Below are 21,140 nucleotides of genomic sequence, written 5' to 3' on the forward strand. Positions count from 1 at the left end.
CAACGGGTTGCGTCGAACGACTGGACGAACACACCCGGTTACCACTCCTGCCCGAGCGGGCGACCGACTTGACGCCATTCCCGATCCCAGGACGCGGCGCGGCGGGCATCGAGCATCCTGCCGACACCCCAGGCCAGCAGCAGTGCGCCTCCCCATGCTCCGGCGAGCAGGGCAAGACCGGCGCTGACCCCCTCGCCGACCGCGGCATCGGAACGCTTCGGCGCCGTGGTCGGCTGACCGTCCGGTCCGAGCCAGATCGGCACCTCCGCGCCGAGCGCCGATCCGCTCGGAACCTCGACGACCGCGGCTCCGGATTTCCCGTCGTGATTCCACCGGACCGCCGCTTCGTATCGCTCAGTGGTCAGCCCGTGCTGGCGGGTGGCGATCACCGTCCGTTCCGGCTTCGCCGTGACCGTCGCCATCGCCTCTGCCTTGGCCGCGTTCTCGACGCGGATGCGGGCGATGGCGTCCGTGTAAGCCGCGGTACCCGCCGCTCCCGCGAGCGGCACCGCGAGCAGCGCCACCGCGATCGCGAACATCCCGGCCAGCGCCTGGATCCGATCCGACGCACGGATCAGCGGGTTGGTGTGCCACGGACACAGACGCCACAATCGGACGGGCAATAATGGAAATTCGGACACCTTGATCACCCTCTTCCGGACGGCGCCCACTCTTCGGCTCGAAGTGCGTTCGATTCGTTGTGTCGAGAATCCCGTGTGCGCGAGTCGAGCAGCAGAGACAAAGGTCTCCTGCCGACGAGCCGACCGGCCCCCGTTCGGTCGGCCGAACCGCCTCTGAACAGCTGAGCCTGTCGACGATTTCGGAGCTCACGCTCGGCATGCCCTCGACCGGCGGCTCGCTGACGGGAGCCTCGCCCCCATCGAGAGGGCCGCTCGCACCCGAGACGCTTCCCATTCAGCGATGCGGTGTCCGGTCACAGCTACCGCATCGAGCCGCGGGCAATGGTCCTGCTCCTACCTCCCGGCGATCTGTCTCCCAAAACCGCAGGCCGACAACGGCGTCGGCGTACGCAGACGGGCCTGCTATCGGATGCGCCGCAGTGGTCCATTGCGGGGGGCGACAGGACTTTCGACCCTCTCGGCACCGTCGCGGGCGGTGCGAGAGTCGATCGCATGAGTAAAGGCACCGCGACGGATCCGACACTGCGGATGACGGATTCGGCACTACAGATATCGATCGGGCACCATGTCTCCGCCGCGGCGGCCGACTATGTGCGGCAGAAGGTCGGCCCCGCTTTGGATCACGCGTCAGAGCCGCTGCTCGGGGCGCGGGTCCGGGTCACGGGGCACGCCGACCCGGCGGTGGCTCGGCCTGTCGTCGCGCAGGCGAACGTGAACGTGAACGGCCGTGCGGTGCGGGTCCAAGTCGCCGCCGCGACCACCAGGGAGGCGATCGACCTGCTCGCCGCCCGGTTGAAGACGCGCCTGGAGCGGTTGGCGCGGCACTGGCAAGCGGTGCGCGGTGGACGGCCCGGTCTGCGTCCACAGCACTGGCGCCACGGCGACGGCGCGCGTGCCTCGTTACCTCACGCTCTCGAAGCGGCCGAGCAGCGGCGGATCGTCCGGCGCAAATCGTATGGGCTCGTAGGCGAAACGTGCGACGAGGCGGTCTTCGACATGGAGACCATGGACTACGACTTCCACCTGTTCACCGAATCCGGCACCGACGTCGACAGTGTGCTCTATCGTGTCGGCGACACCGGTTACCGTCTCGCGCAAGTGGGTCCGCGCCCCGAAGCCGTCACCCGCGGCGCCGTGTCATTCACCATGAGCCCGACCCCGGCGCCGGTACTGGATGTCCAGGACGCCATCACGCGGCTCGAGCTGACCGGCCTGCCGTTCGTCTTCTTCCATGACAAGGCGTCGAAACGGGGCAGCGTGCTCTACCACCGCTACGACGGCGACTACGGCCTGATCACACCGCCGACGCGGCGGTAGCAGTTCGATCCTCGAAGGAACCATCATGAATATCCGTCACGCACCGCTGTATGTGCTCGCGCTGGCCGTCCTGGTCACCGCACTGGTCTTGACCGGCCTGCCAGCTGTCACCCTCCTGCTGCTCCAGGTCGTCCTGGCCTGCCCGCTCCTGTTGCTGGTCCTGATCGGCGGCGACAGCGGACACCGAGCCGAAGAGTGCGTCCCCCGCCCCGATGCACAAGGCCGCTGACACGCAGCAACCAGCCCGCCGCATGCACCGCTGTAGCAACCGGCCCGGACGGGCGCCGATTCGGCGAGAAGATTCGGGCAATCCGACATGACGGATGTGCGCTACTTGGCGCATGACGCCGCGGGCGGTAGCCGACGGCGGGTTTGGTGCGGCGGGTAATCGAGGTCCGCCGCCTGCTCATCGAGGGACTTTCGTCTCTGCCACGCATGAGACGCGGCAGAGATGCTCGATGGAGAATCCGATGACAACGAAAGGCAAAGCCATGGCCGATTCGACTGCCTCGCAGTCCGTCCCGCAGATGATCGCTGCTGTCGACGGGTCGGCGATCTCCTATCACGCGGTGGCCTGGGCAGCGGTCGAGGCTGTCCTGCACCGCAGGCAACTGCACATTCTCACCTCGATGGCGCTGCCCGGCGGTTTCGGTCCCGGCATGACCCTGAGCGACGCGGACATCGAGTGGATGCGTCGCGATGGCGAACGGATCGTCACCGAAGCCAGCCGGATCGCGCGGGAGGCCGTGCCCGGTGAGGAACTCGTGCTCACCACCGAGGTGTCCTTCGACTTCCTCATTCCCACGCTGATCGACCGTTCGCGCCAGTTGACGATGCTGGTGGTCGGCAGCCGGGGCATCGGTGCGTTCCGGCGCGGGATGCTCGGCTCGGTCAGCACGGCGGTGACGCGGCACGCGCATTGCCCGGTCGCGGTCATCCACGACGTCACCGGGATCGACCCGGAATGGGCGGACAAGCCGGTTGTGGTCGGTGTCGACGGCAGCGCCAACAGCGTCCCCGCCATCGAGCTGGCTTTCGAGGAGGCGGCGCTGCGTAAGGTCGGGTTGAGCGCGGTGCATACCTGGAGCGATGTCACCGGACTCGATTTCCCGGTACCGGGCTGGGATGCGGCGCTGGAGTCGGAGGAGGCATTGCTCGCCGAACAGCTGGCCGGCTATGGCGAGCGCTACCCGGATGTTCCGGTCCGGCGGATCGTCAAGGTCGACCGACCGGCTCGCGCGCTGCTCGACGAATCCGAGAACGCGCAGCTGCTGGTGGTCGGCAGCCACGGCCGCGGCGGGTTCGCCAGCATGCTGCTCGGCTCGACCAGCAACACGCTGCTGCATTCGGCGCAGTGCCCGATGATCGTCGTGCGAGACCACGAACGTCCTCCGGCATGACGTCGCTCCGCATGTGACGCGCCCGCGCGCCGAGCCACCACGTCCACGTGGTGGGAGCAGTCCGGTGGCCGGAGACCGATCGGCGTCCTGATCCGCCGGGTCCGCCAAGGGGTCGCTGGACCCCCGACTTGTGGGCCATTGGGCCCTTCGTCGGCACTGCCAGCGAATGCGACGCTGGCGATAAGACACCGTCGTCGAGAACGAGGTAGGAGCAATGGCCAAAAGGCACCCCGATGCCGACAGCGTGCGGGCCGCGTTGGCGCTGGCCGTGCGCGCGCCGTCGGTGCACAACACCCAGCCGTGGCAGTGGCGCGTCGGTGACACCACCGTGCACCTGTACGCCGACGACAGCCGTCGGCTGGCGCACGCGGACCCGGATCGCCGCGATCTGCTGATCAGTTGCGGCGCGGCGCTGCATCACTTCCGGGTGGCGGCGCGGTCGTTCGGGTGGGACACCGTGGTGCACAGGTTCCCGAATCCGGCCGAGCCGCAGCATCTCGCGGCGATCGAGTTCTCCGCGACCACCCCGACCGCCGACGTCGTCGCGGCGGCGCGCGCCATCAGCCAGCGCCGCACCGATCGGCGGCGGGTCACCTCGTGGGAGATTCCCGAGGCGCTGCTCGCCGAGGTCATCGCTGCCGGCACTGCCGAGGGGGCGCTGATCAGCGAAATCCCCGGTGGCCCTACCCGGATCCGGCTCGTGCGGGCCTTCCAGGACGCCGCGCGGCAGCATCACGCCGACCCTGCGTATCAGGCCGAGCTGGCCGCTTGGAGCGGACGCCATGCCGCCGAAGAAGGCGTACCCGCCCGCAGCACGGTCACCGCCGCCGATCCGTTGACCCGCGAATTCCGCAATCCCTCCCTGACCGAGGCGGTGCTGCACGACCTCGACGTTCGTGGCGGCCTCTTGCTGGTACACACCACCTCCGACGACCCGCTATCGCGGCTGCGCGCCGGGGAGGCGACCAGTGCGGTTCTGTTGGCCGCCACCGAGATCGGGTTGGCGACCTGCCCGTTGACCGAGCCGCTGGAGTTGCCGAGCACTCGCGATCTCATCCGAGACGATCTGCTCTCCGGCACTGGTTTTCCGCAGCTCATAGTCAGAATCGGCTGGGCGGCCACCAGCGCCGCGCAAGTTCCGCTGACCCCGCGTCGCGCGCTGGAGGACGTGGTGCGCCCCTTGTGACATTGCGTCCAACGGGTCGCAGTTCCGCTGCTGCCGTCCCTCGGGGCTGTGCGACGCCACAGTCGCCGATCCGACCGTGGCGGCCTGCCTGGTGCCGCAAGGACCCGCGCGGTGGCCGGTCTGCTACCGATCACTGGACTGTGGCGCTGTCGTCTGCGCGCTGCCCGGCAACCGGAAGCAGGTTCCCCGTTCAGCCGACCGGCTCGGGTTCGATCCGGAATACCGGGTAATCCGAGGCGATCCGCTCATAGTCGGCGAGCGGGGCGTTCGGGCCGACCGGGATGTGCGGGCGGGCTCCGGGTGCCACGCGCACGTACTGGCGCAGAATCGCCGCCCGCTGGCCTGGCGCGACTTCTGTCAGGTAGACCTTCTCACTGTCGCCGTGGCGCAGCAGGGCGTGGCCATCGGCGGCGGCCACGTTGCGCACCCAGTTCGTGTTCTTCCCCAGCATCGACACCACGTAGCGTGCGCCGCCGAGCTCCGTGAGCACCACCGGGAACCAGATCACACGCCCGCTGCGCCGCCCGCGGATCCCCAGCGCGGCGACCAACCGCGGCGCGATGCCCGCCGCGAAAAGCCATGCCGAAAACCGATTTTGAATCCGGGCGAACGGATTCGGTCGACCGCTGCGATACAACCAGCGCAAGTAGTTGTCGTATGCCCGCATTATGCACTCCTCGAAGAACGGTGTAGTCCTGGCACACTCGATTTCACGGATTTCTCCGGTGGCCGGGTAGGGCATCGGGCACTTCAGGTTGCCGACTCTCGCCCGCATGAAAGTGACGAAAGCCCCCGTGGAAGAGCGGACAGGTGGTGTGGCCGCGGCGACGGATTCGTCCATCTCCGCGGTCATCGGCGCGTGGATCGGACCCGGGACCAAGCCCAGCACCGATGCCGCGCCCTCGACGGTCACCCGGAGGGCCGGAAGCCAATGACCGCGGCCCGTCCGGCGGATGTATTTCCTGTTTGCTAAACTCTGCAATCAGCGAGGTGTTGCCGGTGTCGACGGTCAGCGGAAGGAGCGGGCACTGATGCCTGGACTGCGGAGGCCGCTCTATCAAATGAAGGCCGATTTCTTCAAGACACTCGGTCATCCCGTGCGGATCCGCGTGCTCGAGCTGCTCAGCGAGCGCGAGCACGCGGTGTCGGAGTTGCTGAACGAGATCGAGGTCGAGGCGGCGAATCTGTCGCAGCAACTGGCCATCCTCCGCCGCGCCGGTCTGGTCACCGCCCGGCGGGAGGGACTGTCGGTGACCTATGCGCTCACCTCGCCGCAGGTCGCCCAACTCCTCGCCACGGCGCGCGCCATCCTCACCGGGGTGGTTGCCGGACAGGCCGAAGCATTGGAGCAGCAAACCGGATAGACCTCACGCTCCACCAGGTATGCCGAGAGCCGCACATAAGTTGCAGAGTTTCTAAACTAACTAGCTAGTTGTTTGTGAAGGAGAGACTGGTCGTGACCGAACACTCGACTACCGCCACCGGAACCGTGCAGGCGCCGACCGATAATGAGGCCATCCTGGCCTGGGTGGCCGAGGTCGCAGAGCTGACCGCTCCGGATCGGATCGTTTTCTGTGACGGTTCCCGCGCCGAGTGGGATCGGCTGACCGGTCTGCTGGTCGATAAAGGCACCTTCGTGCCGCTGACGGCGAAGCCGAACTCCTTCTGGTGCGTCTCCGATCCGGACGATGTGGCGCGGGTGGAAGATCGCACGTTCATCTGCTCAGAGAACACAGATGACGCGGGCCCAACCAACAACTGGGTGGATCCGCTGGACATGCGCACGGTGATGACCGAGCACTATCGCGGTGCCATGGCCGGGCGCACGATGTATGTCATCGCGTTCTGCATGGGGCCGCTCGATGCCGCGGATCCGAAGTTCGGTGTGCAGATCACCGATTCGGCGTATGTGGCGGTGTCGATGCAGATCATGACCCGCTCGGGGGCGCCGGTGTGGGAAAAGCTCACCGGCGAAACGGAGTTCGTGCGGTGCCTGCATTCGGTGGGCTCGCCGCTCGCCGACGGGCAGCAGGACGTGCCGTGGCCGTGTGACCACACCAAGTACATCTCGCACTTCCCCGAAGCACGCACGATCTGGAGCTACGGCTCCGGGTACGGCGGCAATGCCCTGCTGGGCAAGAAATGTTTCGCGTTGCGCATCGCGTCGGTGCTCGGCCGCGACGAGGGGTGGCTCGCCGAGCACATGCTGATCCTGAAACTCACCTCCCCGCAGGGCAAGACGCATTACATCGCGGCGGCGTTCCCGTCCTCGTGTGGCAAGACCAACCTTGCCATGCTCGAACCCGCACTGCCCGGCTGGAGGGCTGAAACGATCGGTGACGACATCGCCTGGATGCGGTTCGGCGCCGACGGCCGGTTGTATGCGGTGAACCCTGAAGCCGGGTTCTTCGGCGTCGCGCCGGGGACCGGTGCGAAGACGAACCCGAACGCGATCGCGACCATCAACGTGGGCAACTCGGTCTTCACCAATACCGCCCGCACCGACGACGGCGACATCTGGTGGGAGGGGCTGACCGATCAGCCGCCGGGCCATCTGATCGACTGGCGCGGCAACGATTGGACCCCGGAGGCGGGAGACCCTGCCGCGCATCCGAATTCGCGATATTGCACGCCGATCGAGCAGTGCCCGTCGGTGGCGCCGGAGTGGAACGACCCGACCGGTGTGCCGATCTCGGCGATCTTCTTCGGCGGCCGTCGCGCCACCACCATCCCCCTGATCACCGAGTCCTTCGACTGGGAGCAGGGCGTGTTCACCGCGTCGGTGCTGTCGTCGGAGACCACTGCCGCCGCGACCGGCGCGGTGGGCGTGGTGCGTCGCGATCCGATGGCGATGCTGCCGTTCCTGGGCTACCACGTCGGGGACTACTTCGCGCACTGGCTGAAGCTGGGCGCTGCCGCGGACCCCGCCAAGTTACCGAAGATCTTCCAGGTCAACTGGTTCCGCCGCAGTGCCGACGGCACGTTCCTGTGGCCCGGCTTCGGTGACAACGTCCGCGTGCTGAAATGGGCTCTCGAGCGATTGGACGCCGCCGCGGAAGCGGTCGAGACCCCGATCGGGTATGTGCCGACCGCCGACGCGCTGGACCTCACCGGCTTCGATGAGGCAGGGCGTGCTCGGGCCGAGGCTGCCCTGGCCGTTGACGCCGACGAGTGGGTGGCCGAGGTTGCGTCGATCGATGAGTGGTACGCGACCATCGGCGGCAATCGACTGCCCGAACAGCTGCGAGAGCAGCTGGCGGCGTTGAAGACTCGTCTGGCAGCTACGCGGTGAGCGTGCGCGCATTACTCCCGACCTGGTCGGATTGGAAGCCCGCGGTGCACGCCCCCGGTGCGGACCTGCTGTCGGGGTTGATCGTCGCGCTCGTCGCGTTGCCGCTGGCACTCGGATTCGGGATCAGTTCCGGACTCGGCGCCGCGGCAGGCCTGGCGACGGCGGTCGTGGCCGGCGTGGTGGCGGCAGTGTTCGGTGGATCGCGGTTCCAGGTGTCGGGCCCGACCGGCGCCATGACGGTGGTGCTGGTACCGATCTTCCATCAGCACGGAGGCAGCGGGGTGCTGGCCGTGGGGCTGATGGCTGGTCTCGTGCTGGTGGTGCTCGCGGTCGCCGGGGTCGGGCGGGCTGTGCGATACATGCCGGCTCCGGTGATCGAGGGATTCACCGCCGGCATCGCGGTCGTCATCGCGCTGCAACAGTTTCCAGCCGCCCTCGGCATCGCCGACACCGAAGGCGAAAAGGTATGGCAGACCGCCTTCCACGCGGTACGCGAATTCGTTGCACACCCCCACCATGTGGCACTCGCCACCGCGCTGGCGGTGGCCGCGGTCGTGCTGGTCGGCGGCCGATACCTGCCGAAACTGCCATTCGCGCTGATCGCCGTTGCCGCCGCCACCGCGATGGCGCAGATATTCGACCTGACCCTCACCCCCATCGGGACGATCCCATCCGGATTGCAGGTCCCCACTGCGGGATTCCTACACCCAGACCAGTTGGCCGCCCTGATCGCTCCCGCACTGGCTGTCGCCGCCCTGGCGGCCTTGGAGTCACTGCTGTCGGCCACTGCCGCCGACGCCATGGCCGTCGGATCCCGCCACAATCCCGACCGTGAACTGCTCGGGCAGGGCCTGGCCAACATCGCCGCACCCCTGTTCGGCGGTGTCCCGGCCACCGGCGCGATCGCTCGGACGGCGGTCAATGTTCGCTCTGGCGCGCGCACCCGGCTCGCCGCTGTCACGCACGCCGTGGTGCTGGCCGCCCTCATCTATCTCGCCGCGCCGCTGGTCGCGGGCATCCCCCTGGCGGCACTGGCCGGAGTACTGCTGGCAACCACCGTGCGCATGGTGGAAACCGCGTCACTGGCCGCGATCGCCCGCGCCTCCACAGCGGACGCGGCGACCATGGTCGCCACCTTCTTTGTGACGGTCGCCCTGGACCTGGTCACCGCCGTCGCCGTCGGCGTCGGCATCGCGATCGTGCTCGCCTTGCGGTCGGTCGCCAAAGAAGCGCGGCTGCAGCAGATCCCGCTCGGCCTCCAGGCCGACGACACCGATCATCTCGCAGAGGAACACGACCTACTGCACGATCACATCGTCGCCTACCGCATCGACGGCCCGCTCTTCTTCGCCGCCGCACACCGCTTCCTCCTAGAACTGACCGAGGTGTCCGACGTGCATGTGGTCATTCTGCGCATGTCCCACATCACCGCCCTCGATACCACCGGCGCCCTCGTGCTCAAAGACGCCATCGGCAAACTCGAACACAGGGGCATCACGGTGCTCATGTCCGGACTGCGCGACGACCATCACCGACACCTGGCCGCGATCGGCGCACTACCCGCGGGCGGTCAGGAGCACATCTTCGCCCACACCCCGGACGCCATCGCGCACGCCCGCGGATTCGTGCCGGTCGTCATCGAGTCGCCCAGCTGATGAGCTGTCGAACCGAGACCGGCAGTGCAGTGGATCTGCTGCGACGCGGCGAAACGCTGCTGGTCTCGGGCCGGATCGGGCGCTGACGGCATCGAATGGCAACACGCCGCACCCGCACTTCATCACACGTGCAACGATTGACGCTCGTGTCCAGCTTCGCTCGAGGATGGCTTGGACTCAGCCCGCCGACCTCTGTGGCAGGGGAACCGACCAGCGGACAACCGTGCCGCCGGTGGGGCCTTTTCCTGCGCTGAAGCTGCCTCCGGACTCTTCGGTGCGAGCGGCCATGTTGGCCAGCCCGCTGCGACGGGAGAGGTCCTCGGGTAGGCCGACGCCGTTATCGGCGATCTCGAGGACGACGTCGTCGCCGATGGTGAGTTTGATCGAGACCGCGCTGGCATGCGCGTGCCGGACCACGTTGCTGAGCGCTTCTCGCAGCACCGCTTCGACGTGATCGAACATGGTGGAACTCAGCACCGACACCGGCCCGGCCAGGCGGATCGAGGTGCGCAGCTCGGTTTCCGCGGTCATCTCGGCCACCACGGCGTGCAAGCGTTTGCGCAGGACCGGCGCTTCCGCGGACGTGCTGGAATGCAGATCGAAGATCGAGTGCCGGATGTCCTGCACGATGGTTTGCACGTCGTTGATGGTCTCGCCGAGCCGGGACTTGATCTCGGGGGCGCGGGCGCGCTGCGCCGTCCCTTGCAGCGACAGCCCGACGGCGAACAGCCGCTGGATGACGTGGTCGTGGAGGTCGCGGGCAATGCGGTCACGTTCGGAGACGACATCGAGTTCGCGCATTCTGCGCTGACTGTTCGCCAGCTGCAAGGCCAGCGCGGCTTGGTTGGCGAAGGCCGTCATCATCGTTCGGCCCGCGGCGTCCAAGGCCGGCATCTCGGCCGAGCGCATGACGCTCAGTACGCCGATGACCGACTGGCCCGCCCGCAACGGCAAAGTCAGTGCTGGACCGAACGCTGCGGGCGAATCCAGCCTCAGGGCGACGCTCGGTTCGTCGGCCGAGGTGCCTTCGTCGTCGCGGAACGCCGCGCCGGTATCCGAACCGTGCACTGGAATCCGTTCTCCGACTATCTTTCGGGCGTCGGTTCCGGCCGCTGAGACCACGACGAGTTCGCTGACCTCCTCCGACGGCATCTCAGGGTCCTCGGGCAAGGCGAGATAGGCGCACACCGACTGTGTCGCCGCCAGCGCGCGTTCGGTGATCAGTTCGAGCACTTCGGAAGGTTCCCCACCGGCCAGCACGACCGTCGCCACATCCTGTGTGGCTTCCAGCCACTGCTGGCGGATCCGGGATTCCTCGTAGAGTCGGGCATTGGCGATGGCGATACCCGCCGCGGCCGCCAACGCCTGCACGACAACTTCGTCGTCCTCGGTGAACTCCTGACCGCCGGCCTTCTCGGTCAAGTACAGATTGCCGAAGATCTCGTCGCGGACCTGAACAGGCACCCCGAGAAAGGTCTTCATCGGTGGATGATTAGCGGGAAAACCGACCGACGACGGGTGCGCGGAAAGATCAGCCAGGCGAATCGGTTTCGGTTGCTCGAACAGAAGCCCGAGCACGCCGTGCCCGCGCGGCAGATCACCGATCAGTACCCGGGTGCGGTCATCGATGCCCTCATACACGAACTCGGCCAGCTGCTTGGAGCTCTTGTCGGTTTCCCGGACGCCGAGCGCACCGTAGCCGGCATCGACCAGCTCGATCGCGGTATGGACGATCGTCCGCAGCGTGTTGTCCAAATCGAGACCGGCGGTGACCACCAGCATCGCCTCGATGAGCCGATCCATCTGATCACGCACGCCGACGATCTCCGCGATGCGATCTTGCACCTCGGCCAGCAGCTCGCGCAGGCGGGACGGGGCCAGCGTCCCGATCACCGGCGGCCTGCCGTCTAGGCCGAAGTCGGCCGATGGACCTTGCATACCCGACATTCTGGCATCCGCGGACCGAATCAACAGCATGAGACCCACACTGTGCACAAGATCGCCACCGAACCGAGAGCCACCTCGGGCAAAGGCAGCAGCTCGGTGCGTGTGAGGAACGTTATCCACTGTCGACCTTGTTAGGGCAATCCGGCCTCTTGTTGCGAGCCGGTGGGCCCTAGCCGGTCGGCCGGTGGCTGACGCACGCTCAGGACGCTCGACCGCCACGCGGACGGGCCTGGGATGATACGAGTGACAGGGTCCGGCAACACCATGACTTCTAGCCCTTACACAGCACAGTCCGAATTCGCGGCGGGCACCGCGCCGCGTCGCACTGCAATCGATGTGGCATCGGTGAGCTGGCAGCGGGGGGTGATGGTGGCGCTGGCGACGATCGGGTTCGCAGTCAATTTCTGGGCGTGGGCGCTGCTGAGCCCCTTGGGGCCGCTGTTCCAGGATTCGCTGGCGTTGAGCGCCTTCGAGCAGGCATTGCTGGTCGCGGTGCCGGTGGTGGTCGGCGCGGTGGGCCGGATTCCGGTGGGTGCGTTGACGGATCGGTTCGGCGGCCGGGTGATGTTCCCGGTGATCTCGGTGATCACGGTCGTGCCGGTGTTGTTCATCGGCCTGATCGGGCACGGCTCGTTGGTAGCGCTGCTGGTCGGCGGCTTCTTCCTTGGTATCGGCGGCACCGCGTTCGCGGTGGGGGTGCCCTTCGTCAACGCGTGGTTTCCGCCGGATAGGCGTGGCTTGGCGATCGGGGTATTCGGTGCCGGGATGGGCGGCACGGCGATCAGTGCGCTGACCACGGTGCGGCTGGTCGATGCGGGGTCCACGGCGACTCCGTTTCTGGTGACCGCGGCGGTGCTGGCGGTCTACGCCGTGGTAGCGGCCGTGTGGTTGCGGGACGCTCCCGAGCGGTCGGTGCCGGCGGAATCGGTGGGGAGGCGGCTGGCCGACACTGCCCGGCTGCCGGTTACGTGGCAGGCCTCGGCGTTGTATGCGGTGGCCTTCGGTGGGTACGTGGCGTTCTCGGTGTATCTGCCTGCCTACCTGAAGTCCGTTTACGGGCTGACCCAGGCCGACGCGGCCAACCGGATGGCCGGATTCGTGCTGCTGGCAGTGTTGATGCGCCCGGTTGGCGGCTGGCTGTCAGACCATGTCGGCCCGGTGCGGGTGCTCGCGGCGGGGTTCTCGATGGTGACCGTCGCCGCCGTCGTGCAGGCGTTCACTCCGGCTTTGATGCCGGTGAGCACGGTGGCGTTCTTGTTCATGGCTGCCGCGCTGGGCGCTGGCAGCGGCGCGGTGTTCGCCGTGGTCGCGCTGTTGGCCCCTGCGGACAAGGTCGGTTCGGTGACCGGTGTGGTCGGCGCCGCCGGAGGCCTCGGCGGATTCGTGCCACCGCTGGTGATGGGCGCCCTCTACGGCGCGCTGGGGTCCTACGCGCTCGGGTTGGCCGCGTTGGCGGTCGTGGCCGCGGCCACCCTCGGGCTCACCCTGACCAGCGTGCGCCGTGCGGTGCGCACCCACACCCAGCCATGAGCTACGCGCAGTCCTATCGAGCACGATTCTCAGGAGGAATGACCCGGTGAGTACCGAGGCCGAAGCACACTTCCGCCGCCGTGCGGGGTTGGACACCGAATTGACCGACGCGCTGGTGGCGACCCGCAGGTTCTTCACCCGCGCCGAGATCTCCGACGACAACCGGGCGCTGTATCAGATCGGCGGCAGAGGCGCGGACGAGTTCTACCGGGACCGCTGGAGCCACGACAAGGTGGTGCGCTCGACGCACGGAGTGAACTGCACCGGGTCGTGCTCCTGGAAGATCTACGTCAAAGACGGGATCATCACCTGGGAAACCCAGCAAACCGACTACCCCTCGGTGGGGCCGGACCGCCCAGAGTACGAGCCGCGCGGCTGCCCGCGTGGTGCGGCGTTCTCGTGGTACACCTACTCCCCGACGCGGGTGCGCTACCCGTATGTCCGGGCGGTGCTGCTGCAGATGTACCGGGAAGCCAAAGCTACCACCGGCGATCCAGTGACCGCGTGGGCGCGCATTGTCGAAGACCCCTTGCGGGCGCGCGCCTACAAAGCGGCTCGCGGCAAAGGTGGACTGGTGCGGGCGTCCTGGGAAGAGGCCGCCGAGTTGGTCGCTGCCGCGCACGTGCACACGATCAAAAATTACGGCCCCGACCGGGTGGCGGGTTTCTCGCCGATCCCGGCGATGTCGATGGTCTCTCATGCCTCCGGCGCGCGGTTCGTGTCGTTGCTGGGTGGGACGATGCTGTCGTTCTACGACTGGTATGCCGACCTGCCGGTGGCCTCGCCGCAGGTGTTCGGGGATCAAACCGATGTGCCGGAATCCGGGGACTGGTGGGACGCCGGGTATCTGATCATGTGGGGTTCGAACCTGCCGGTGACCCGCACCCCGGATGCGCATTGGATGGCCGAAGCCCGCTACCGCGGCCAGAAGGTGGTGGCGGTCTCCCCGGACTACGCCGACAACGTCAAGTTCGCCGACGAATGGCTGGCCGCGGCGCCGGGAACCGACGGGGCGCTCGCTATGGCGATGGGGCATGTGGTGTTGCGTGAGTTCTTCGTGCGACGGCAGGCACCGTACTTCCTCGACTACGTCAAGCGATACACCGACCTGCCGTTCCTGATCCGACTGCAGCCGCACGGCGATTCCTATGTACCGGGCAAGTTCCTGACCGCCGCCGACCTCGACGCTCACCGCGACAGTGAGCACGCCGAGTTCAAACCCGTCCTGCTCGACGCAGCCACCGGCGAGCCCGTCGTGCCCGGCGGGTCGCTGGGTTTCCGCTACGGCGAACAGGGCGCGGGCCGCTGGAATCTCGATCTCGGGCCGGTCGAACCGGTTTTGTCGGTCTATGGCAGCGAGGTCGCGAACCTCGACTTGCCCAGGTTCGACCTGCCCGAGCGAAGCAGCCTCCGGCGTGGGGTGCCGGTGCGTCGGATCGGCGGGCATCTGGTGACCACCGTGTTCGACCTGCTGCTGGCGCAATACGGTGTGCGCCGCGACGGCCTGCCCGGGCATTGGCCCTCCGGCTACGACGACGCGACCGAGCCCTACACCCCCGCCTGGCAGGAGACGATCACCGGCGTTCCCGCACCCGCCGTCGCGCGGATCGCCCGGGAATTCGCCGCCAATGCCGAGGAATCACGCGGCCGGTCGATGATCATCATGGGCGCGGGCACCAATCATTGGTTCCACTCCGACACCATCTACCGCGCATTCCTCACTCTGACCACCCTCACCGGCTGCCAGGGGGTCAACGGCGGCGGATGGGCGCACTACGTCGGGCAGGAGAAATGCCGCCCGGTCACTGGTTGGTCGCAGCTGGCCTTCGGCCTGGACTGGTCGCGTCCGCCGCGGCAGATGATCCAAACCGCCTTCTGGTATCTGCACACCGACCAGTTCCGCTACGACCACTTCAGTGCCGACACCCTCGCCGCGGCAGGCGCGGGCGGGCAGTTGGCGGGCAAGACCACAGCCGATGTCATCGCCCACGCCGCACGCCTGGGCTGGATGCCGTCCTACCCCACCTTCGATCGCAACCCCCTCGACCTCGCCGACGAAGCCGCCGCCGCGGGCATCCCGGCCGCCGACCATGTCGTGGCCGAGTTGAAAGCCGAGCGACTGCGCTTCGCGTGCGAGGACCCGGATTCCCCGGCCAACTTCCCCCGCGTGCTCAGCGTGTGGCGGGCCAACCTGCTCGGCTCCTCGGCCAAAGGGAATGAGTACTTCCTGAAGCATCTGCTCGGCACCGACTCCTCGTTGCGGGCCGAACCGGCGCCGCCGCACGCCCGGCCGAAGGATGTCGTGTGGCATGAGCAGGCGCCGGTCGGGAAGCTGGATCTGCTACTGTCGCTGGACTTCCGGATGACCAGCACGACGATGTTCTCCGATGTCGTGCTGCCCGCGGCCACGTGGTATGAGAAGCATGATCTCAGCACCACCGACATGCACCCGTTCATCCACTCGTTCAACCCCGCCATCGCCCCACCCTGGCAGACCCGCACCGACTGGGCTGCATTCCACACCATCGCCGAAGCGTTCAGCACGCTGGCCGCGGACCACCTCGGAGTGCGCCAGGATGTGGTCGCCACACCGCTGCTGCACGACACTCCCGATGAGCTGGCGACCCCCCATGGGCGGGTGCGGGACTGGAAAGCCGATGAGTGCGAACCCATGCCGGGTGTCACCATGCCTCGGCTGACCGTGGTGGAGCGCGATTACACCGCGATCGCGGCGAAGATGGCGGCGTTGGGACCGCTGGCCGAGACGTTGGGCGCCACTACCAAGGGCATCACCTATCGCCTCGACCGCGAAGTGGAGTACCTGCGTCAGAAGAACAGCGCCGTGCGCGGCGGTCCCGCTGACGGTCGCCCGTCGCTGGCGAAGGATCTGCATGCCTGCGAGGCGATTCTCGCGTTGTCCGGCACCACCAACGGGCATCTCGCCACCCAAGGATTCCGCACCCTCGAGCTGCGCACGGGCACGGTGCTGGCGGACTTGGCCGCCGAGCACGAGGGCAAACAGATCACCTTCGCCGACACCCAAGCCGCACCGGTTCCGGTCATCACTTCCCCGGAGTGGTCCGGCAGCGAGACCGGCGGCCGCCGATACTCCCCGTTCACCATCAACGTCGAGCGCCTCAAACCATGGCACACCCTTACCGGCCGCCAGCACTTCTTCCTCGACCACGACTGGATGATCGAACTCGGCGAACAGCTGCCGGTCTTCCGGCCGCCGCTGAACATGACCGCCCTCTTCGACGAGCCGCATATCGGTGACCACGGCGAACTCGGCATCACCGTCCGCTATCTGACCCCGCACAGCAAGTGGTCGATACATTCGGAATACCAGGACAACTTGTTCATGCTCAGCTTGTCCCGCGGTGGTCCGACGATCTGGATGTCGGACCGGGACGCGACGAAAATCGGTATAGCCGATAATGATTGGATCGAGGCGGTCAATCGCAACGGCGTCGTGGTCGCACGCGCGGTCGTGTCGCATCGGATGCCAGAAGGCACTGTCTACATGCATCACGCCCAAGACCGACTGATCGACGTCCCCCGCGCAGAGGCCTCCGGTAAACGCGGCGGAATCCACAACTCGCTGACCCGCCTGCTGATCAAACCCAGTCACCTCATCGGCGGCTACGCGCAGCTGTCGTTCGCGTTCAACTACCTCGGCCCCACCGGCAACCAACGCGACGAGGTCACCGTGATCCGCCGCCGCAGCCAGGAGGTGAGCTACTGATGCGTGTCATGGCGCAGATGGCGATGGTGATGAACCTCGACAAATGCATCGGATGCCACACCTGCTCGGTGACCTGCAAACAGGCATGGACAAACCGCTCCGGCGTGGAATACGTCTGGTTCAACAACGTCGAAACCCGTCCCGGACAAGGGTATCCACGCACCTACGAAGACCAACAGCGCTGGCGCGGCGGCTGGCGGCTCGGCAAGCGCGGGCGGCTGCGGCTGGCTGGCGGCGGCAAGCTGCGCAAGCTGGCCACTATCTTCTCCAATCCCAAACTTCCACGCCTGGCCGACTACTACGAGCCGTGGACCTACGACTACGCCAACCTGCTCACCGCAGGTCCGCAGACCCATACCCCCGTCGCGCGGCCGCGTTCGCTGATCACCGGCGAACCCACCAAGATCACCTGGTCGGCCAACTGGGACGACAACCTGGGCGGCGCCCCCGACCACGGTGATCGCGACCCGGTGCGCAAGGGCATCGAGGACAAGGTCCGCTTCGAATTCGAGCAGACGTTCATGTTCTATCTGCCTCGCATCTGCGAGCATTGCCTCAACCCGTCGTGCGCGGCCTCCTGCCCGTCCGGGGCGATCTACAAGCGCAGCGAGGACGGCATCGTGCTCGTCGACCAGGACCGCTGCCGCGGCTGGCGCATGTGCGTCTCCGGCTGCCCGTACAAGAAGGTGTACTTCAATCACCGCACCGGCAAAGCTGAGAAATGCACCTTCTGCTTCCCCCGCGTGGAAGTCGGTATGCCGACGGTATGCGCGGAGACCTGTGTGGGGCGGCTGCGCTACATCGGACTGATCCTCTACGACGCCGACCGGGTTCTGGAGGCGGCGTCCACGCCCGCCGACATCGATCTGTACGACGCCCAACGCTCGATCCTGCTCGACCCGAACGACCCCACCGTGATCGCCGCCGCCGAGCAAGCAGGCATCCCCGCCGACTGGATCACAGCCGCACAGCGCTCACCGATCTACACGCTGATCAACACCTTCCAGGTGGCGCTACCGCTGCACCCGGAATACCGAACCATGCCGATGGTCTGGTACATCCCACCGCTGTCGCCGGTCGTGGACATCGTGCGCGACACCGGCCACGACGCCGAGGACTACGGCAACCTCTTCGCAGCCATCGCCGCGCTGCGAATCCCGGTCGATTACCTCGCCCGCCTGTTCACCGCCGGAGACGCCCGACCGGTCGAGGCGGTGCTGCGGCGCTTGGCCGCGATGCGCAGCTACATGCGCGATATCAACCTCGGCCGCGAACCCCGGGAAGCGATCGCGGCGAAGGTCGGGATGACCGGCGAGCAGATCTATGACATGTACCGGCTGCTGGCGCTGGCCAAATACGACGAGCGCTACGTGATCCCACCCGCCCACACCGAACAGGCCCACGGGCTCGAGGAACTGGCCACCGAATGCAGCCTCGACTACGAGGGCGGCCCCGGTATGGGCGGCTCGGGCCCGTTCGGGGAAAGCTCAGGCGAACCCTCCCCCATCGCGGTGGAGAACTTTCGCATGTTGCGTGACCGGCAAACCACCGACACCATCGCCGCACCAGTCGACAAGGGCCACCGCGTCAACCTGCTCAACTGGGACGGAAAAGGGCGTCCGCCAGGTCTTTTCGGGCCACCACTCACACCAGAGCAAACCCCTCGCGGCCCGCAACCGGAGTCGAAGCCATGACCATCACCGACGCCCACCGCATCCTCGCCTGGCAGGCACAGTCACTGCTGATGAGCTATCCCGGCCAGCACCTCACCGAGCAGCTGCCGCTGCTGCGGCGGGTCAGCGCGGCGTTGCCGAGTCTGCTCGGCGCCCCACTGCAGGCTTTCCTCGACCACGCCGAAACCACCGATCCGGTGGATCTGGCCGCCGACTACGTCGCCACCTTCGACCACCACAAGCGATTCAGCCCGTATCTGACTTACTTCAGCTATGGCGACACACGCAAACGCGGCGTGGCGCTGCTGCGGTTCAAACACACCTATCGTGCCGCCGGGCTGGTCCTGCACGACGACGAACTGCCCGACCATCTGGCCGTGGTTCTGGAATTCGCGGCGACCGCCGACGTCAAGGCAGGCGCGCGACTGCTCCTCGAGCACCGCGCGGGAGTGGAGTTGCTGCGTCTGGGTCTGCGGGAAGCCGGATCGGCGTGGGCGCCGGTGCTGGCCTCGGTGTCGGCGACCCTGCCGGCGCTGGGACGAAACGAACGCGATGCGGTCGCACGGTTGGCCGCGCAAGGCCCGCCGGAGGAAGAAGTGGGTCTCTCGCCCTTCGCCCCCTCCGACTACATGCCGCAGGGAGGAGTCCGATGACCACCCAACCCCCCAGCACCCTGGACATCCTGCTGTGGGTCGCCATCCCCTACGCCTCGATCGCCTGCTTCTGCGTCGGCCACGTGTGGCGCTACCGCTACGACAAGTTCGGCTGGACCACCCGCTCCACCCAGCTCTACGAGAACCGGCTGCTCCGCTTGGGAAGCCCGCTGTTCCACTACGGCATCCTGCTGGTCGTCCTCGGCCACATCGGCGGACTGCTGATCCCGAAATCCTGGACGGAGGCCGTCGGGATCAGCGAGCACACCTATCACCTCGTCGCGGTCGGGCTAGGAGTGATAGCCGGCGCCGCCACACTCAGCGGGGCGGCCATCCTGATCTACCGGCGTCGCACTGTCGGGCCGGTGTTCTCCGCAACCACCCGCAACGACAAGATCATGTACGTGTTGCTGATCGGCACCATCGTGCTCGGGCTGGGGACAACCGTGCTCGGCAACCTCACCGACCACCCCCACGACTATCGCGAGACGGTCTCCCCGTGGTTCCGGTCGATCTTCTCGCTGCGACCTGAACCGGAACTGATGGCCGCGGCCCCGCTGGGCTTCCAACTGCACGTGCTGGCCGCGTGGGCATTGTTCGCGTTCTGGCCGTTCAGCCGGCTCGTCCACGTCTTCTCGCTGCCACTGGGCTACCTCACCCGGCCCTACATCGTCTACCGCAGCCGCGATCCTCAACTCGGTTCCCGAGCACCACGACGCGGCTGGGAACAAGTCCGATAACCCCTGGTTCCCACCACCGCGCCGAAGCCTGGACCCAGCCGGAAGCGGCGACATCCACCGATCAGCAGCCGATGCTCGCCCTGCCCATCCTGTGCAGATGGGACGGGGCGAGCACGCATCGCCGGTGATGGTCGAAAGTCCTCGCCGAACCGGGTCATCAGATCGCCGGGTGCGCGCCGAGGTCCCAGCCACGACGGCAACGGAAGTCCGCTCATCAGGGGTCCTCATGCTCTGCCCAGCTACCCGGCGGCGAGGGATCGTGAAGGGGAATCACTCGACCACGAAGGGCAACGACACCCATGGACCGCGCACTGCCGGACGACAGCATCGTCGAAACCGCGTTGGCACTGGCCCTGCGCGCGCCATCGAGACACAACATCCAACCGTGGCGCTGGCAGATCGACCGAGGCAGCGTGCACCTCTATCTGGATCGGACGCGAGCGCTGCCCAGGACCGAGGTCCATCAGCGAGATCTGCTCCTCAGCTGTGGGGCCGCGTTGCACCACTTGTCGGTGGCCTTCGCCGCACTGGGATGGGCGACGATCGTACGCCGGATGCCGAATCCGGATGATCCGGACCATCTGGCCGCGGTGACGACAGTGGCACATCGGCCAACCAGCCAGGACATCGCCATGAGCGCCGCGATCACCCAGCGGCGCAGCGACCGTAGACACTACCGCAGCTGGATCATCCCGCCCGGCTACCTCGGGCTACTCACCGAGCGCGCCGCGGCCCTGGGTGCACTGATTCGCCCGATTCGCGAACGCGCCGATGACCGACTGTGCGTCGCGACGCAGCCCGCGGCCCGAGCCCCAGCCAGCGATCCGGCAATCGGCATCCGAGACTGCAGCGGCATCGAGGAGGCGGCAGCATGCCACATCCAGGCAGCCGACATCTCCGAGGCCACGATGGCCGCCGCGGTCCTTACCGATGCGACAACAGAACCCGACCATTCCGACCTTCTGCTCCTGGCCACCATCACCGATGACCGGCTTGCGCGGCTCCGCGCAGGGGAGGCGATGAGCGCGGTCCTGCTGACCGCCACCAATGTCGGACTGGCCACCTGCCCGGTCTCCGGCCCGCTCGAGAACGCCGAACTACGCACTCGGCTGCGACACGACATCCTCGACGACACCGCCCACCCCCAAGTCATCCTGCGGGTCGGGCAGCCCCCCAGCAGCGCTGACCCGCCGCCGATGACGCCCCGCCGATCACTCGCCGAAGTGCTCGCCTCCCGCAAGACCTGAGGCCACCCCGTCAGGCTGGGCACTCCGGCTTCAACGTGGTCGCCGTCACCGCCGCGCAGGTGCGCCAGCTCGAGCGCGTCGTCATCCATCACAGCCCCTGCTGCAGAAGCGAAT

General features: G+C 67.3%; 17 protein-coding genes. 14 read left to right on the forward strand and 3 right to left on the reverse strand.

From position 1 onward, the window contains the following. Positions 1–38: 38 nt before the first annotated feature. On the reverse strand, positions 39–641 hold the full coding sequence (locus tag ON34_RS31130; protein WP_157172534.1) for an Rv1733c family protein: 603 nt from the start codon (positions 639–641) through the stop codon (positions 39–41). A gap of 492 nt (positions 642–1,133) precedes the next feature. Here ON34_RS31130 and ON34_RS31135 point away from each other — a divergent pair, with 492 nt between their 5' ends. The 4 genes from ON34_RS31135 to ON34_RS31150 all read left to right on the forward strand — a co-directional run bounded on the left by ON34_RS31135 (position 1,134) and on the right by ON34_RS31150 (position 4,544). After that, positions 1,134–1,958 (forward strand): ribosome hibernation promotion factor, encoded by an 825-nt coding sequence (locus ON34_RS31135; protein ID WP_083889925.1) that lies wholly within the window; start codon positions 1,134–1,136, stop codon positions 1,956–1,958. 25 nt (positions 1,959–1,983) lie between these two features. Continuing rightward, complete coding sequence (locus tag ON34_RS31140; RefSeq protein ID WP_040786501.1) at positions 1,984–2,187, forward strand: hypothetical protein; 204 nt, start codon at positions 1,984–1,986, stop codon at positions 2,185–2,187. A 241-nt stretch (positions 2,188–2,428) separates the two neighbouring features. Further along, positions 2,429–3,358 carry a universal stress protein gene (locus tag ON34_RS31145; protein ID WP_083889928.1) on the forward strand — a complete coding sequence of 310 codons (930 nt, stop codon included), beginning with the start codon at positions 2,429–2,431 and terminating at the stop codon, positions 3,356–3,358. Positions 3,359–3,572: 214 nt separating this feature from the next. Then, positions 3,573–4,544 (forward strand): Acg family FMN-binding oxidoreductase, encoded by a 972-nt coding sequence (locus ON34_RS31150; protein WP_040786504.1) that lies wholly within the window; start codon positions 3,573–3,575, stop codon positions 4,542–4,544. A 190-nt stretch (positions 4,545–4,734) separates the two neighbouring features. On the opposite strand, the gene ON34_RS31155 is transcribed toward ON34_RS31150, so the two are convergent. After that, positions 4,735–5,211, reverse strand: coding sequence for a nitroreductase/quinone reductase family protein (locus ON34_RS31155; protein WP_040786590.1), 477 nt, complete (start codon positions 5,209–5,211; stop codon positions 4,735–4,737). Between the two features lie 106 nt (positions 5,212–5,317). Here ON34_RS31155 and ON34_RS36555 point away from each other — a divergent pair, with 106 nt between their 5' ends. From ON34_RS36555 to ON34_RS31170, 4 genes are all read left to right on the forward strand, one after another. Continuing rightward, on the forward strand, positions 5,318–5,479 hold the full coding sequence (locus ON34_RS36555) for a hypothetical protein (RefSeq protein WP_157172535.1): 162 nt from the start codon (positions 5,318–5,320) through the stop codon (positions 5,477–5,479). A 96-nt stretch (positions 5,480–5,575) separates the two neighbouring features. Continuing rightward, a complete protein-coding gene (locus tag ON34_RS31160; RefSeq protein WP_083889926.1) occupies positions 5,576–5,908 on the forward strand; it encodes an ArsR/SmtB family transcription factor in 333 nt (110 codons plus the stop codon). A 125-nt stretch (positions 5,909–6,033) separates the two neighbouring features. After that, positions 6,034–7,836 (forward strand): phosphoenolpyruvate carboxykinase (GTP), encoded by a 1,803-nt coding sequence (locus tag ON34_RS31165; RefSeq protein ID WP_040786596.1) that lies wholly within the window; start codon positions 6,034–6,036, stop codon positions 7,834–7,836. Then, positions 7,833–9,491, forward strand: a complete 1,659-nt coding sequence (locus tag ON34_RS31170; RefSeq protein ID WP_373291993.1) for a SulP family inorganic anion transporter — start codon at positions 7,833–7,835, stop codon at positions 9,489–9,491. Before ON34_RS31165 ends, ON34_RS31170 begins: the two co-directional genes overlap by 4 nt. 177 nt (positions 9,492–9,668) lie before the next feature. Here the strand turns inward: ON34_RS31170 and ON34_RS31175 are convergent, their stop codons facing one another. Continuing rightward, positions 9,669–11,438 (reverse strand): GAF domain-containing sensor histidine kinase, encoded by a 1,770-nt coding sequence (locus ON34_RS31175; RefSeq protein WP_085997175.1) that lies wholly within the window; start codon positions 11,436–11,438, stop codon positions 9,669–9,671. Between the two features lie 345 nt (positions 11,439–11,783). On the opposite strand from ON34_RS31175, the gene ON34_RS31180 reads away from it, so the two are divergent. The 6 genes from ON34_RS31180 to ON34_RS31205 all read left to right on the forward strand — a co-directional run bounded on the left by ON34_RS31180 (position 11,784) and on the right by ON34_RS31205 (position 21,026). Next, a complete protein-coding gene (locus tag ON34_RS31180; protein WP_245548287.1) occupies positions 11,784–12,968 on the forward strand; it encodes an MFS transporter in 1,185 nt (394 codons plus the stop codon). 115 nt (positions 12,969–13,083) lie between these two features. Then, entirely contained in the window at positions 13,084–16,713 is a 3,630-nt protein-coding gene (locus ON34_RS31185) for a nitrate reductase subunit alpha (RefSeq protein ID WP_218003959.1), read from the forward strand. Then, positions 16,713–18,407 (forward strand): nitrate reductase subunit beta, encoded by a 1,695-nt coding sequence (narH, locus tag ON34_RS31190; RefSeq protein ID WP_040786508.1) that lies wholly within the window; start codon positions 16,713–16,715, stop codon positions 18,405–18,407. Before ON34_RS31185 ends, narH begins: the two co-directional genes overlap by 1 nt. Then, positions 18,404–19,039, forward strand: a complete 636-nt coding sequence (gene narJ / locus ON34_RS31195) for a nitrate reductase molybdenum cofactor assembly chaperone (protein ID WP_040786510.1) — start codon at positions 18,404–18,406, stop codon at positions 19,037–19,039. Before narH ends, narJ begins: the two co-directional genes overlap by 4 nt. Beyond that, entirely contained in the window at positions 19,036–19,779 is a 744-nt protein-coding gene (gene narI / locus ON34_RS31200; protein WP_040786513.1) for a respiratory nitrate reductase subunit gamma, read from the forward strand. The genes narJ and narI overlap by 4 nt, the downstream gene beginning before the upstream one ends. Before the next feature lie 299 nt (positions 19,780–20,078). Continuing rightward, positions 20,079–21,026: an Acg family FMN-binding oxidoreductase gene (locus ON34_RS31205; RefSeq protein WP_040786516.1), complete on the forward strand. Its 948-nt coding sequence runs from the start codon at positions 20,079–20,081 to the stop codon at positions 21,024–21,026. The last annotated feature ends 114 nt before the right edge of the window (positions 21,027–21,140 follow it).

This window comes from Nocardia pneumoniae NBRC 100136 (assembly GCF_000308755.1).
GTDB lineage: Bacteria > Actinomycetota > Actinomycetes > Mycobacteriales > Mycobacteriaceae > Nocardia > Nocardia pneumoniae.

Excerpts from the sequence above, each read along its gene's own strand:
- ON34_RS31135 (WP_083889925.1), top strand. The coding sequence starts at position 1,134 with ATGAGTAAAGGCACCGCGACGGATCCGACACTGCGGATGACGGATTCG.
- ON34_RS31140 (WP_040786501.1), top strand. The coding sequence starts at position 1,984 with ATGAATATCCGTCACGCACCGCTGTATGTGCTCGCGCTGGCCGTCCTG.
- ON34_RS31145 (WP_083889928.1), top strand. The coding sequence starts at position 2,429 with ATGACAACGAAAGGCAAAGCCATGGCCGATTCGACTGCCTCGCAGTCC.
- ON34_RS31150 (WP_040786504.1), top strand. The coding sequence starts at position 3,573 with ATGGCCAAAAGGCACCCCGATGCCGACAGCGTGCGGGCCGCGTTGGCG.
- ON34_RS31155 (WP_040786590.1), bottom strand. The coding sequence starts at position 5,211 with ATGCGGGCATACGACAACTACTTGCGCTGGTTGTATCGCAGCGGTCGA.
- ON34_RS36555 (WP_157172535.1), top strand. The coding sequence starts at position 5,318 with ATGAAAGTGACGAAAGCCCCCGTGGAAGAGCGGACAGGTGGTGTGGCC.
- ON34_RS31160 (WP_083889926.1), top strand. The coding sequence starts at position 5,576 with ATGCCTGGACTGCGGAGGCCGCTCTATCAAATGAAGGCCGATTTCTTC.
- ON34_RS31175 (WP_085997175.1), bottom strand. The coding sequence starts at position 11,438 with ATGTCGGGTATGCAAGGTCCATCGGCCGACTTCGGCCTAGACGGCAGG.
- narH (WP_040786508.1), top strand. The coding sequence starts at position 16,713 with ATGCGTGTCATGGCGCAGATGGCGATGGTGATGAACCTCGACAAATGC.
- narJ (WP_040786510.1), top strand. The coding sequence starts at position 18,404 with ATGACCATCACCGACGCCCACCGCATCCTCGCCTGGCAGGCACAGTCA.
- narI (WP_040786513.1), top strand. The coding sequence starts at position 19,036 with ATGACCACCCAACCCCCCAGCACCCTGGACATCCTGCTGTGGGTCGCC.
- ON34_RS31205 (WP_040786516.1), top strand. The coding sequence starts at position 20,079 with ATGGACCGCGCACTGCCGGACGACAGCATCGTCGAAACCGCGTTGGCA.